At 41.8% G+C, this 14,634-nt stretch carries 9 protein-coding genes; 6 read left to right on the top strand and 3 right to left on the bottom strand.

The genetic code is table 11. The features are described from left to right. Together coq7 and WAE57_RS03375 are read right to left on the bottom strand one after the other, a co-directional pair. On the bottom strand, nt 1-636 hold the full coding sequence (coq7, locus tag WAE57_RS03380; protein WP_337708225.1) for a 2-polyprenyl-3-methyl-6-methoxy-1,4-benzoquinone monooxygenase: 636 nt from the start codon (nt 634-636) through the stop codon (nt 1-3). A gap of 4 nt (nt 637-640) precedes the next feature. Next, the gene (locus tag WAE57_RS03375; RefSeq protein WP_337708223.1) at nt 641-1,963 is read right to left on the bottom strand and encodes an MFS transporter; all 1,323 of its coding nucleotides are present in this window, start codon (nt 1,961-1,963) and stop codon (nt 641-643) included. 177 nt (nt 1,964-2,140) lie between these two features. Between WAE57_RS03375 and WAE57_RS03370 the strand changes: the two genes are divergently transcribed. From WAE57_RS03370 to WAE57_RS03360, 3 genes are all read left to right on the top strand, one after another. Beyond that, nucleotides 2,141-4,864: a BamA/TamA family outer membrane protein gene (locus WAE57_RS03370; protein ID WP_337708221.1), complete on the top strand. Its 2,724-nt coding sequence runs from the start codon at nt 2,141-2,143 to the stop codon at nt 4,862-4,864. A 38-nt stretch (nt 4,865-4,902) separates the two neighbouring features. Then, nucleotides 4,903-9,417 (top strand): translocation/assembly module TamB domain-containing protein, encoded by a 4,515-nt coding sequence (locus WAE57_RS03365; RefSeq protein ID WP_337708219.1) that lies wholly within the window; start codon nt 4,903-4,905, stop codon nt 9,415-9,417. Nucleotides 9,418-9,524: 107 nt separating this feature from the next. After that, nucleotides 9,525-9,962, top strand: a complete 438-nt coding sequence (locus tag WAE57_RS03360; protein WP_337708217.1) for an Sbal_3080 family lipoprotein — start codon at nt 9,525-9,527, stop codon at nt 9,960-9,962. 99 nt (nt 9,963-10,061) lie between these two features. On the opposite strand, the gene WAE57_RS03355 is transcribed toward WAE57_RS03360, so the two are convergent. Next, entirely contained in the window at nt 10,062-10,271 is a 210-nt protein-coding gene (locus tag WAE57_RS03355) for a cold-shock protein (protein ID WP_086175076.1), read from the bottom strand. Nucleotides 10,272-10,812: 541 nt separating this feature from the next. Here WAE57_RS03355 and WAE57_RS03350 point away from each other — a divergent pair. The 3 genes from WAE57_RS03350 to WAE57_RS03340 all read left to right on the top strand — a co-directional run bounded on the left by WAE57_RS03350 (nt 10,813) and on the right by WAE57_RS03340 (nt 14,524). Further along, nucleotides 10,813-11,172, top strand: a complete 360-nt coding sequence (locus WAE57_RS03350) for a hypothetical protein (RefSeq protein ID WP_337708214.1) — start codon at nt 10,813-10,815, stop codon at nt 11,170-11,172. Nucleotides 11,173-11,317: 145 nt separating this feature from the next. After that, nucleotides 11,318-11,590 carry a hypothetical protein gene (locus WAE57_RS03345; protein ID WP_337708212.1) on the top strand — a complete coding sequence of 91 codons (273 nt, stop codon included), beginning with the start codon at nt 11,318-11,320 and terminating at the stop codon, nt 11,588-11,590. 294 nt (nt 11,591-11,884) lie between these two features. Continuing rightward, nucleotides 11,885-14,524, top strand: a complete 2,640-nt coding sequence (locus WAE57_RS03340; protein WP_337708210.1) for a bifunctional aconitate hydratase 2/2-methylisocitrate dehydratase — start codon at nt 11,885-11,887, stop codon at nt 14,522-14,524. Nucleotides 14,525-14,634: the final 110 nt, after the last annotated feature.

Below are 14,634 nucleotides of genomic sequence, written 5' to 3'. Positions count from 1 at the left end.
TTAAATATAATAACTGGTCTTGGTCATCAGTTTGGAAATTGCGGTCATGGTAATCCGTACCGGTGCAGGCAAATCTACACCTCCGGCATTTAACGCGGTATCTCTATGGTGCAACTCATCTTCATTCATTTGCACTAATATTTTACGTGAACGATCATCCTGTTCAGGCAACTGGCTGATGTGATGCTGCAAATGTAAGCTGACCTGACGTTCTGTTTCTGCCACAAAGCCCAGACTATATTTATCACCGGCAATACCGGCAATCGCACCCATGCCAAAAGACAGGCCATACCACACCGGATTGAGCAAACTGGTATGGCTATCCAGTTCTTTTAAGCGGTCTTCACACCAAGCCAGATGATCCTGTTCTTCAATTGCAGCCTGCTCCATTTCACGGCGTACATTTGGCAATTTTGCTGTTAACGCCTGACCATGATAAAGCGCCTGGGCACAGACTTCACCACTATGATTTACCCGCATTAAACCTGCAACATGGCGTGCTTCACTGACCCCTAATTGGGTTTCTACATCATGGCCTGGGTTTTCACGATGTGCAGAGGTCGTTCCGGGAACCAGACTGCGTAGTGCCTGGTCAAACGAATGAATAAATTTGTCGATACCGGTATATTGGCGCATAAAATTAATCCTCTAAAGCATCTTGTTGCTGTGCTGCAAGCATGGGCTTGAGCTTAAACAAGAGCCATGTAGTGAAAATGGCGCTTAGAATTGCTGTGATACTAAAAAGTATTTTAATATCAATCTTAAGTACACTTAAGATGATAATGGAGAATATTGCAGAGGATACCATGAATACGGCATTGAGAATGTTGTTTGCAGCAACTACACGTGCGCGATGTGATTGTGGCGAAAAGGCCTGCATCATGGCATAAAGCGGTACGATATAAAAGCCGCCACTCATGCCGAGTAATGTCACAGCAAGCATGACATGGTAATAGCTCCAGCCTTGGGTAAAGACATCTTTCAAGCCGAGCATCTCGCCAGTACGTTCAGGCACAAAAGCCAAACTTGCGGCCAGATAAAAAGCAAATACGGTTAAGCCAATCGCCCCAATCGGAACCATCTTCAAATTAATTTCTGCACCGCCAATTCTGCGGCACAATAATGAGCCCACCCCAATCCCTACAGAAAAGAAAGTTAATAGCAAACTGACTACGTTTTCAGAGGCGTGCAGGTTCTGTTTAGTCAGTTGTGGAATTTGGGTGAGATAGGTTGCTCCATAAAACCAGTACCAGGAATTGCCCAGTAAAATCAGGAACACGACCGGTAAACTTTTGGCATAGCCCAGGGTTTGAAAGCTGGTTCTAAAAAAGTTCCAGTCAATGTGTACATCAGCTGCAGTCACTTTTTGCTCTAATACAAAACGACTGGAGAAATAACCAAAAACTGCAATGCTCACTATAGTAAGACTAATCCAGATCAAATTACCGTCAGATGCGGAAATTACTGCGCCACCTAAAATCATCCCGACTAAAATGGCAATTGAAGTTCCTGACTGAAATAAGGCATTGCCCGACATCAGTTCATTCGGTTTTAAAATTTCCGGCAAAATAGCGTATTTGATTGGCCCGAAAAAGGTAGAGTGAGTACCCATTAAAAATAAAGCCACCAATAAAAGCCACAAATGACCCAGTAAAAAGCCAGCAGAGCCAATCAGCATAATCACAATTTCGAGAATTTTGATTCCCCGTACAAGTTGTGAGCGTTCGTATTTGTCGGCAATCTGTCCGGCTGTCGCAGAGAAAATGAAATAGGGTAAAATAAACAACAAGGCCGCGAGATTGTTGAGTGTACTTATACTGGCACTTTGCTGATTGATCCAACCATAGGTAATGACCAGCAACAAGGCCTGTTTATAGACGTTGTCATTCAGGGCACCAAAAAATTGAGTGACAAACATCGGTAAGAATCGACGTGTGCCTAGAAGATGTTCATTTTTTTCCATGGTTTCTGGACTTCATTAAGTTTTATTAAGAAATGTGAGCATTTGGTAAAACACAATAAAAATCATGTATGATGTTTTCAACCTATACTTTTGGGAAAATTCCAATAGATTTGAGTTTGTTAGCAAGCTTTCATCAGGCATTTCCATTACAAATATTATATGAGTTTAGAGTTTTTTATGCTTTCAAAACTGAATTTTCAAAAGTCGACACTTAGTTTAAGTGTTAATTCCATTTTACAGTGGAACAATGAGCATAAACGATTCGGACTCAGTCTGGTATTCATGTTACTGGCTCAACACAGTTTTGCACAAGTCACTCAGCCAAATACCCCAATCACTGAAGCAGAATTTCAACAACAGCTCAAGAATGAAGCTGTTAAACAGGGTGTGGGCAGCAGTGAAGAGCTGAAAAAATTAGAAAGTATCCAAAACCAAACTGAACCTGATAGCCTGCAAATGCTGGAGCAGCAAGAACAGGCAACACAGCCTCTGGAAGAATTCAAACCGATTGAATTTGAGGATCTGGAAGAACTGCCGATTACACCTGTCAGTGCAGACATGGCAAATGAAATTTTTCGTGTCGCTGAAGAGGCGAAAAAAGAAGCCCAGCAATACCGTGCAGGTCAGCGCACAGAAGCGGTAGTTTCTGATGCCACACAACAGGAACTGGTTGAAATTAATCAGGCACCGGTGAATATCGATCAGCTGATGTCAACTATTCAGGCCGACAGCCAGATTGTGGTTGAAGCCAATGAAGCGGGTAAAACCTTGCCTGAACTTGCCCCGGCAGATGAAGTCGAAGAACCCAACTTTTTTAAACGCTGGTTCTACAAAATACGCCCGCCGCGTCAATTCAATACTGCCAAGGTAGATCGTATCAGTGCGGATGTGATTGTGGTGGCTACGCCAAACAGCAGCGATGTTTCAGCTAAAGCTTATGCTCAGGCACTGGATAATCTGAAAACAAATCTCAAAGCTAAACTTTCCAGTTTTACTCAGGAATCATTTAGCGATTTTCCATCTGCATTGCCACAGTTGAGAACCTTGTCCAATCAGGCTGCACAGGCTATGGGTTTTTATAATGCTGAATTTAAATTCGAGAAACTCAGTGAAAACCGTGTTCGGGTCAGAGTGACGGCAAATGCACCGGTACAAATTAAAGAGCAGAATATTGAATTGAGTGGTGCAGGGGAAAATCAGCCCCAGTTCCAGGTGATCCGGCTTTTACCTGATCAGGATGTGGGCGATATTTTCAATCATGGTCTATATGAACAAACCAAAACCCGTATTAACGATGCCGCATCCAATAACGGTTTCTTTGATGGTTACTGGCGTTTGCATGATGTTAAAGTGGCCCAACCACAAAACACGGCAGATGTGAATTTACGTTATGAAACAGGCGAACGTTATAAGTTAGGCCCTGTTGAGTTTCGTATGAGTGATCCGACACAACCACTTCCAATCGATATGGATGTGTTGCAAAGCATGGTCTCTTGGGAAGATGGTGCGGATTATACCTTCTGGCGTGTCAATGGCTTAGCCAATAACCTCACCAACTCGCGCTATTTTAATTACACCTTGGTGAATGCAGTACACCCAGATCCAATTGAAAAATCGCTGGAATTACCACCAGATATTCAGGCCTTGGTCGATCAGCAAAAAATATCTGAAAGCGAAGCGGCTGTGCAGGATAAAAAACGGGTCGCTTCTGCAAAAGAAGTAACGCAATCGGTAGCAGATGAAACCCAATTTGCCGGTAAAGGTGAAACTGAAGGGGATGAAAATCTGCGTCAAATGCGTGCAGAGCAGGAAATGAAAGATTCTGAAGAAGAACGTTTAAAAGTTCAGGCGCGTGAAGAGAAAAAAATTCCGGTTATTGTGACTTTAAATGCAGACCGTTTGAATAGTGCAGAGCTGGGGGCGGGTTATGGTACAGATACAGGTACGCGTTTACGTGGTCAGTACCGCCGTGCCATTGTCAACCGCCGTGGACATTCCTTTGATGCCAACGTCGAACTCTCTCAAATTCGTCAGTCTATAGACGGGCATTATAATATTCCTTATCACCATCCAATCAATGACTATATCAGTATTGTGGGTGGTTATGAGCATGAGCAACGTGATAATGTTGCCCAAGGCAATAGCTTGCAGATTGAATCTGCCGTGGCTGGTGTGGACAGAATTATTAAAAAACCGCGCGGTAGCTGGCAACATACTTTTGGTCTTCGTTACCGTTTGGACCAGCTGACTCAAAATGGTGAAATTGCCGCGAGTGAAATTCCGGATACATTCCTGGCGAACTCCAATGAACAGCAACAATCTTTATTGTTTGGCTATGAAGCGTCGCGTACCACCAGTGACAAACGTGTTAACCCGGGTAAAGGCTTTAAGCAGACCTATAAAGTGGAACTCGGCAGTGAATCGCTATTGTCCGATGCAGATATGGCCATTCTCAATGCAGGCTGGCGTTTTATTTACTCTTTGGGTGAAAATGACAATCATCAGTTTGTAGGACGCGGTGATTTAGGTTATATCTTGACCCAAGACTTTAGCAAGGTGCCTTATAATCTGCGTTACTTTACTGGTGGTGACCAGACTATACGCGGTTTTGATTATAAAAGTTTATCGCCAGAAGAAAATGGATTTAAAATCGGTGGCCAGGCTTTGGCTGTGGGATCACTGGAATATAACTATCAGTTTAAAGAAGGATGGCGTGCAGCCATTTTTAGTGATGTCGGCAATGCTTACGACAAAACCCTTAATACGCCTACAGCATATAGTGTGGGCTTGGGGCTGCGTTGGGCATCGCCCATTGGCCCTATTCGCGTAGATATGGCTTCAGGCATTTCTGATGACAACCATCCAATACGTCTGCATTTCTTTATTGGTTCACAATTATAAATCTTGGTTTTTATAAATCTTAGTTTTTAGAGAGTATTATGGCTGAAGTAGAACAGCAACCAGAGACCGAAACACCTAGACCAAAAAAGCGTCGTATTCTAAGGAGTGTGCTGTTCACACTGCTTATTGTGTTTGTGTTGCTGATTGCTTCTTTCGCTGTAATGTTTAGTACCGATAAAGGCAGCAAGTTTTTGCTGGATCGTGTTTTAGAGCGTCAGCACATTATTCATTATGAATATGAAGGCGGCAATCTGTTAAGCGGCATTATCCTAAAAAATATTTTAGTCACACTCAAACCTGTAGACGTTAAAATTGACCGAGCAGATGTCACTTTGGGCTGGCGTGCCATCCTTAAAAAAGAAATTCACCTGAATCGTGCCGATGTGCGTAATCTGCAAATTATTAGCAAGCATCCACCCAGCGATGAACCATTTAAATTTAATGAAATTCGCTTGCCCTTTGTGTTACGTCTAGACACCGCAGATGTCGATCATCTGCTGATTAAGACTGCTACGGCAAGTGTAAAGTTTCACGATATTCACCTGAATAAAGCCCTGTGGTCGGGGACTGAACTGAAGTTTGAAGATTCCCGGATGGATATGGGCTATCTTTCTGTGAAAAATGCCAGCGGAAACATGAAGTTTGAAGGGAAATATCCTTTAAATGCCGTGGGTGACCTGAATATTCCTGCACTTCATAAAAATCTGAATATTCATGATATTAAAGTCGTGGCGCAAGGTTCACTGGATACCATTCAGGCCGGTGTAGCCACCAATACTCCAGACTTGTTGACCGGTTGGGTGGTGTTGCATCCAGTGCGTAAGCATGTTCCCATGTTTGGTGAGTTGAAGCTTAAAAAATACCATTGGCCATTACTGACTGAACAAAAACTATATACCAAGAATGGTGTGGCGAAATTTAATGGTGATATTCAGCGTTTAAATATTGATGCGATTACGGACATAAGCGGCAAGAATATTCCGCAAGGTCAATATAACGGCAGCATGCATACTGACTTGGTACATCAGCTCGACATTAGCAATCTAAATGGCCAGCTGATGAATGGTGCGGTGAATGTGGCTGGTGTAGTGAGCTGGAAAGATCATGTGACTTGGGATATGAATGGCCGTGTCGATAAAATCAATCCCAAAGACAAACTGATTCCGCAAATCATTCAGGACTTTTTGCCGCCAAGTCTGGATGCTAAAATTGCCTCTAAAGGTCGTTTGCAAGATGGCATGCATCTGACGGCCTTGGTGGATTTTGACCGTTATGAAACATGGAACTTAAAGCTCGATCAGGCGGAGCAGAAAGGCAAAAAACCCAATCCGATGCTGCTAAATGTGGCCTGGCAAAATATTGATCGTGCCGTGCCTTACGTGGGCTGGTTAAGCAGTAAATCGGGTGATGTTAAACTCGCGCTGGTTGAAGGCAAGCAGGATATTCATGTTGCCACAGCGGTGTCAAAACATGATAAAGGCATGTTGCCTGAAGGCCTGTATACCGCACAGCTCAATCTAAAAAATGATAATTTAAATATTCCAAGTTTTAGTTATGTGGCGGGCAAAGGCAGCTTAACAGGTAATGCAAAAATAGAATTGCCGACTAAAAAACGTCAATTGAAATGGAATGCCATTGTTAATGCCAAAGATTTTAATCCGCAAACAGTTGCGGTGGCTGCACCAGTTAATTTGCTTAATGGTCAGGTCAAAGCCAATGGTTTTGCCAAACCGAATCAGCAAATTATCCATCTGGATGCGATTAATTTAACCGGTCGTCTAGTACAGCAAAATAACAATGAAACTGTACGCTTAACCGGTCGTAGTACCGCAGCGATTTTGTTTAATGATCAGAAAGCGGGTGGTGCGTTTAAAAGTTTTGCCGTGAATTATGATGGAGCACTGAATGCCAGTCAGCTGCCTGCCAGCGAAGGCATGCTCAAGTTTAAAATCTCCGGTACGCCGGAACTAATTAAAGTGGATGAACTGAAACATTCAGGCATTGCCGGGAAAATTTATGCCAGTGGTCTGGTTTATCTTAAAAATGGCTTTGGCTGGAATATCAATGCCTCCCTGGTACGCTTTAAACCGCATTATTTTGTCTCCTCTTTACGTGGTGAACTCTCCGGTAATGTGAAAACTGAAGGAGTCTGGTCAGAAACCTTAAAGCGTATCAATATCCAGAAATTGAATCTCGCGGGGATCATCAACAATAAACCTGTACGGGGAACCGGTAATCTGGCTGTGGTGATCGATTCAAATCAAAAAGGCTTCCTGCCCCAACAGTTTGAAGCTAATAATCTCTTTCTTTCCTATGCTAAAAACCAGGTTCAAGCCACAGGCAATGCACAGAACTTAAGACTGAAAATCAATGCGCCAGCCTTGTATGAAATTTACAGCGGTCTGCGTGGTCGTGCTTATGGCTATTTGAATGTGCAATCACAGCCCCGCTTGCAAGCAACTGCAAATCTGGCAGTAGATGATTTCGGTTTTAACCAGTTATTTAGTGTAAAAAAATTGCGTGTACAGGGCGAGCTGCCGACTTCGGAATCAACCCCGACGCTGATGACTGCGAAAATGGAAAACTTGCGCAGTGGTAAGCGTGAGATTCAGCAGGGTGAAATTTCACTGGCCGGTACCCGCAAAGCTCATATCTTGAAAGTACAGGCACAAAACCGAATTTCCAAATTCTATGTGCAATTGGCCGGTGGTTTTAATGCACAGAATGATTGGTTGGGACAAATCCAGAATGGTGACTTTGACTCTTTGCGTGCACGTTTGGTGCAACGTCAAAATGCCTCTGTGATTTATAGCTCGGCAAAAGGTGAAGTATTTGTAGGCGCACATTGCTGGTCGAGCCAGCAAAGCCAGTTGTGTTTTGACCAACCGATTCGGGTGAGCAAAACTAAGGGTAATGTTTCCTTTATTACCAAAAATGTCGACTTAAATGATTTTGCTGCCTTTATGCCTGAAGGTCTGGAAATTACCGGTAAAGTCAATGGTTATGCCAAAGCTGCCTGGGTACAAGGTGGCAAGCCAAAAATTGATGCCAGACTAGTGACACGTAATGGCGTGATTGGGCTTGCGGCCGAAGATCCACAAGATACCGGTTCTACGCTGAATTATAATGAAATTGCGGTAGTGGCAAAAAGTGTGGCTACAGGTTTACAAGTTCGTCTAGATGTTAAAACACCTGAAATTGGTACCGGTTATGCCAATGTAATTATTGATCCTTATAAAGACAATATGCCAATGCGTGGTGAGATTGCCTTCGATCAGGTGCAGCTGAAAGTCTTTAAACCCTTTATTCAAGATGTCCGTTCTTTGGCTGGTAACTTGTCATTTGCCGGAAAAATTAGCGGTACATTAACGCAGCCTTTAGTGAATGGTGAAATGCGTCTAAAAGATGGGGCAATCAGCATGATTTCATTGCCGGTGAATTTGACCAATATTCAAGTTTATTCTTCTATACGCCAAGATCACGCCACCATTAATGGAGCATTTAATAGTGGACAAGGTGCGGGTGCATTAACTGGCAGCGTAAACTGGAAAGATGATCCGCGTATTCAATTGCATTTAAAAGGTGAAAACCTGCTTGTTCGACAGGCACCGTTAATTACCGCCGTGGTTACGCCAGATTTGACTTTGGATGTGTTGCCATTTAAGAAAAAATTGACCTTAAACGGTAAGGTGGATGTGCCACGTGCCTTAATTTCTATGCCTGAAGCTTCAGCACCGGTGGTCAATGTATCTTCAGATGTACGGATTGTGCGTGAAGGACAGGATCAGCTGGCCATATTAAGAGCTGCCCGACCTTGGGATATTCGTGCCGATGTCTTGGTAAATTTGGGTAATCAGGTGATTTTCCAAGGTTTTGATAGTCGTATTCCACTGGCAGGGCGTTTGTACCTCTCACAACGCGGGCTTGAAACGGCTATGCGTGCCAATGGTGCTATAGGTGTGAGCCAGCGGGTAAAAATTGAAGCTTATGGACAAAGTCTGGATTTAAATCGTGCGATTGCACGTTTTAACGGGCCTTTATATAATCCAACTTTAGATATTGATGCCAATAAGAGTGTACAAGGTAGCTTGGTTGGGGTGCGGGTCACCGGTACAGCAACCAGTCCAAATATTCAGGTCTATAACGATGCTGGATTATCTGAGCAAGAAGCATTGAACGCCTTAATTACTGGTCGTATTAATGAAGGTACTAGCGGTATTAGTCAGGCCGAAGGCTTCAAGTCCGATGTAAATAATACCATTGCTGCTGCCGGAATCAGTATGGGCTTAGGCGGTACCCGTGCGCTAACCAACCAGATTGGACGTACTTTTGGTCTAAGTGGCTTGGCTCTGGATGCTCAAGGAACAGGGGATGATACTCAAGTGAGTGTGACGGGTTATATTACCCCGGATCTGTTTATCCGTTATGGTGTTGGGGTATTTACACCAGTGAATAAATTGACCTTACGTTATCAAATGAATAAGCGTTTATATCTGGAAGCGAGTCAGTCACTAGAACGTGCCATAGACGTATTTTACAATTGGCGCTTCTAAATTTAGCGATGCGATCTTCTTTTGATCACTGACCGCCTTCGGGCGGTTTTTTGTGATATAAAATATTGTTTTTGCTGGTTTATTATTAATTATAAAGGGGAGCTAGAATGAAAAAATTATTAATGGTGGGAATAGTAGCGATTGGATTGACTGGTTGTACGGCTATTCAGGTGAATAACAGCATAGGATTTCATCCGGAGTCAATTAAACAGGTGTGTATTGTTCATAATCCAAAAGTCATCATTCAGGATTTTGATCAATTGGTTGCAAAGAGTTTTGCGCGTTATCACATTCAGGCACAAACCTATAAAGAGACGGATAATTTAAATTTCTGTCAAACCACATTGCATTATACGGCGCTAAGAGCTTGGGATATGGCTCCATATATGGTGTCGGCACGGTTTAATCTGATTCAAGATGGTCGTCAGGTATCTGAAGCTTCCTTTAGATTAAAAGGCAATGGAGGTTTGGCTTTGAATAAATGGAGAAGTACCGAGACTAAAATCAATGAGCTGGTGGATCAATTATTAAATAAAACACCTTGAAAATAGGTTCAGTTTTTATTGAACCTAAATACAAAAAAGCGAGAGTTTAACTCTCGCTTTTTTCTAATCCGGCTTACTGCTGTAAGCGTGATTATAAAATTATAGTGCTACGATGTTTACAGCATTTGGGCCTTTTTGACCTTGAGCGATGCTGAATTCAACTTGTTGGCCTTCAGCTAAAGTTTTGAAGCCGTTACCAGTGATTTCGCTGAAATGAGCGAAAACGTCAGGACCATTTTCTTGTTGAATGAAACCGAAACCTTTAGTTTCGTTAAACCACTTTACAGTACCTTTTACAGTGTTAGACATAATATAAATCCTATGAAAATATTTTTTAGCTTATTGAAAAGCTTGATGATTTAACTTGAAAAGAAGAATGGAACTTTAAATCTGAAAAAACGAAGGATTATGACTAAAACTGCGAAATACTAAAAGATTTACCAGAACAAACTATTTTTCTAGTTGGGATTAAGTATATAGCGATGTTTCATTTTATGCAACCGAATATCTATTTATTCGGGTTTTTATCTTCTATAATTTGTAATTATATAAATAACTTTAATAAAAACAATAATTTAATATTTATAATAGGGTGTAAGCTTGTACAAATAATAAACGAGATAAGTTCTGTAGTTATTCATTTCACTCGTAATTAATCGTTTCTTTATAAAAGCAATCAATTTGTTATGAAAAATAAGCATATTCAATAAGCGTACATAGGGGTGTATCAATCATCAATCAGTATTTTGATGTATTAGGTTTATTTTGAAGTGGTTGGTCAGATCTCGGGCCAGGAGATTTCGTATTTTCTTTAACTTTGATTATCATAGGGGGCAACAGGAGAACATTGATGAAAAAATTATTTGCTTTGACGGTATTGGTTGCCTTGGTTGGATGTGCTGAAAAAAAGCCGTTAACGTCTGAAGAACAGTGGAAAGGCTATTGTACAAGTATGGGTAATGCTGCGAACAACATTATGTATGATCGTCAAAATACCATTACCAAAGCAGCTGCCATAGAACATGCCAACAAAATTGAAGATGAAATCACCAAAACCTTTATTTTGGATATTATTGAGCAGGTTTATGCATTACCGTTAGAAGAAATAACGAAAGATCCGGAAGCAAGCCGTAATCAGTTCAAGCAAAAAATTACTGAAAAATGTATTTCTACACCGCATGACAAAATGCCAAATTACAAACCGTTCTAAGGAACGGTTTTTTTATCCCTGAATAATAAAAATAGCCTAAGCAAAGTTAAAAAATAAATTGTGACATTTGCTTAATCAAAAATATAGAAAAGCTTATCTTATTATTGAATAATGAACTTTACAACAATAACGTAGGAGCAGGAAAATGGATGTGATCGGCTACTTACATCATGCAGATTTGCTTTTGGAAGATGAGCAAGGCATGGCTATTATTGGTGGTGGAAATTATGTGCTTAGCGTAGGTGATAAAGTATTTCTGCGCAGAAAAATTGATGGGGAAAACAATCCATGCTATATGGTGGATATTTCATTTGCCAGTTCTAATCACAATGACTTATTTGAAGACCAATGCATGCTTAAATTTTCAGGTAATCGTGCAGAATTACAGCAATATTTGTCTGAAACCACAGTCCACTAAGGTTGAATATTTTTATAGAAGAAAAAAAGGCAACATTAGGTTGTCTTTTTTATGTTTAATGTTCCGGTAAAACTCAGTTTTTTGCTATTAAAAAGCCTTGAAAGTGAAGTGTTTGCCTAATGTGTAACCAATATGAACATCATTTAGCTACAAAATAATGGACATCACAAAGAAACACTTTAGTTGCATTAACTTTTAACTGGAATTTTAGTAAAATTTAGCAGTCCATATTATTTGCGAAGCTTTGAATAAGCTGGAATTCGTAGATAATTTTTTAAAAAGAGGAATAACACCGTGCTAGAAGCTTACCGCCAACACGTTGAAGAACGTGCCGCACTCGGAGTCCCACCGAAGCCACTTGACGATGCTCAAACAGCTGACTTGGTTGAACTATTAAAAAATCCACCGGCTGGAGAAGAAGCATTTTTAGTTGATTTGCTAGAAAACCGTGTTCCTGCAGGTGTTGACCAAGCTGCTTATGTAAAAGCTGCATTCTTGGCTGCATTGGCAAAAGGCGAAGCAACATCTCCTTTAATCACTAAAGAACGTGCTGTTTACTTACTAGGTACTATGCTTGGTGGTTACAACGTTGCACCTTTAGTTGCACTTCTTGATGACGCTGAACTTGCAGAACTTGCTGCTGAAGCGCTTAAGAAAACTCTTCTTGTATTTGATGCATTCCATGACGTTGCTGATAAAGCAAAAGCAGGTAATGCAAATGCACAAGCTGTTATGCAGTCTTGGGCTGATGCTGAATGGTTCACTACACGTCCAGACGTTCCATCTGAAATTAAATTGACAGTTTTCAAAGTAACTGGCGAAACAAATACAGATGACTTGTCTCCTGCACAAGACGCTTGGAGCCGTCCAGACATCCCGTTACACGCAAATGCGATGTTGAAAAACGAACGTGACGGTATCAATCCTGAAAAACCAGGTGAAGTTGGTCCATTAAACCAAATTAAAGCACTTATCGCGAAAGGCAACCAAGTTGCTTACGTAGGTGACGTTGTTGGTACTGGTTCATCTCGTAAATCTGCAACTAACTCTGTTCTTTGGTTCTTTGGTGACGACATCGCTCACATCCCGAACAAAAAAGACGGTGGTTACTGCTTAGGTTCTAAAATCGCTCCGATCTTCTTCAACACAATGGAAGATGCTGGTGCGTTACCGATCGAGATCGACGTTGCTAACATGAATATGGGCGATGAAATCGTTCTTAACATCGATCATGCTGCTGCAAAAGTGACTGCGTCTAAAGACGGTGCGGTTATTGCTGAAGCTGAACTTAAAACTCCAGTTCTTCTTGACGAAGTTCGTGCGGGTGGTCGTATCAACCTGATCGTTGGTCGTGGTTTGACTACTAAAGCGCGTGAAGCTTTAGGTCTTCCTGTATCTACTTTGTTCCGTACTCCAGTTCAACCTGCTGCTACTGGCAAAGGCTTCACTCAAGCACAGAAAATGGTTGGTCGCGCTTGTGGTCTTCCTGAAGGTCAAGGTGTACTTCCAGGTACTTACTGTGAACCTAAGATGACGACTGTTGGTTCGCAAGATACAACTGGTCCTATGACTCGTGACGAATTGAAAGACTTGGCTTGCCTAGGTTTCTCTGCTGACCTTGTTATGCAATCTTTCTGTCATACAGCTGCGTATCCAAAACCAGTTGACGTTCAAATGCAGCACTCGCTTCCTGATTTCATCATGAACCGTGGTGGTGTGTCTTTACGCCCAGGTGACGGTATTATTCACTCTTGGTTAAACCGTATGCTTCTTCCAGATACTGTTGGTACTGGTGGTGACTCGCATACTCGTTTCCCAATTGGTATTTCATTCCCAGCGGGTTCTGGCCTTGTAGCGTTCGCTGCAGCGACTGGTGTTATGCCACTTGATATGCCTGAATCTGTTCTTGTTAAGTTCAAAGGTAAAATGCAACCTGGTATCACTCTACGAGACCTAGTACATGCAATTCCTTATGTTGCGATTCAGCAAGGTGACTTAACTGTAGAGAAGAAAGGTAAGAAAAACATCTTCTCTGGTCGTATCCTTGAGATCGACTTAACAGAAATGGAAACTGACTTAACTGTTGAGCAAGCGTTCGAATTGTCTGATGCTTCTGCTGAGCGTTCAGCTGCTGGTTGTTCAATCACTCTTTCTGAAGAGAAAGTTGCTGAATACCTTAAATCAAACATTACTATGTTGAAATGGATGATTTCTGAAGGTTATGGCGATGCGCGTACTATGGCTCGTCGTGTTGAGAACATGGAAAAATGGTTGGCTAACCCATCACTTCTTAAAGCTGATGCTGATGCTGAATACACTAAAGTGTATGAAATCGACCTTTCTACCATCACTGAACCTGTTCTGTGCTGCCCGAACGATCCAGATGACGCGAAATTACTTTCTGACGTTCAAGGCGTGAAAATTGACGAAGTATTCGTTGGTTCATGTATGACGAACATCGGTCACTTCCGTGCAACTGGTAAGTTACTTGAGAAAGTTCCTGGTGGCGTGCTTTCAACTCGTTTGTGGATCGCTCCACCAACGCGTATGGACGAACGTCAATTGATGGAAGAAGGTTTCTATAACATCTATGGTAAAGCTGGCGCTCGTACAGAAATGCCAGGTTGTTCATTGTGTATGGGTAACCAGGCACGTGTAGCTCCGAATACAACTTGTGTATCGACTTCTACTCGTAACTTCCCGAACCGTTTAGGTCAAGGCGCTAACGTTTACTTAGCTTCTGCTGAACTTGCATCTGTTGCTGCTGTACTTGGTAAATTACCAACTCCAGAAGAATACCAACAGTATGCAGCTCAAATTGACAGCATGTCTGCTGACATCTATCAATACTTAAGCTTCGACAAAATGGGCGACTATACTGACGCTGCTAAAGATGTTGATACCAAGAAAATTGCTGCTGCTCAATTGTCTTAATGAGCTAGGATAAAGAAAAGCCGAAAGGCTTTTCCCTAGCACAAGAGTAAGTTTTTGATTTACTTGAAAATTAAGCGTTAAGCAATAAAAAATAAGGGCTGATTAATCAG

Origin of the sequence: Acinetobacter sp. NS-4, from assembly GCF_037402435.1 — a bacterium.
Classification (GTDB): Bacteria; Pseudomonadota; Gammaproteobacteria; order Pseudomonadales; family Moraxellaceae; genus Acinetobacter.
This window is presented reverse-complemented; position numbering and strand designations above follow the sequence as displayed.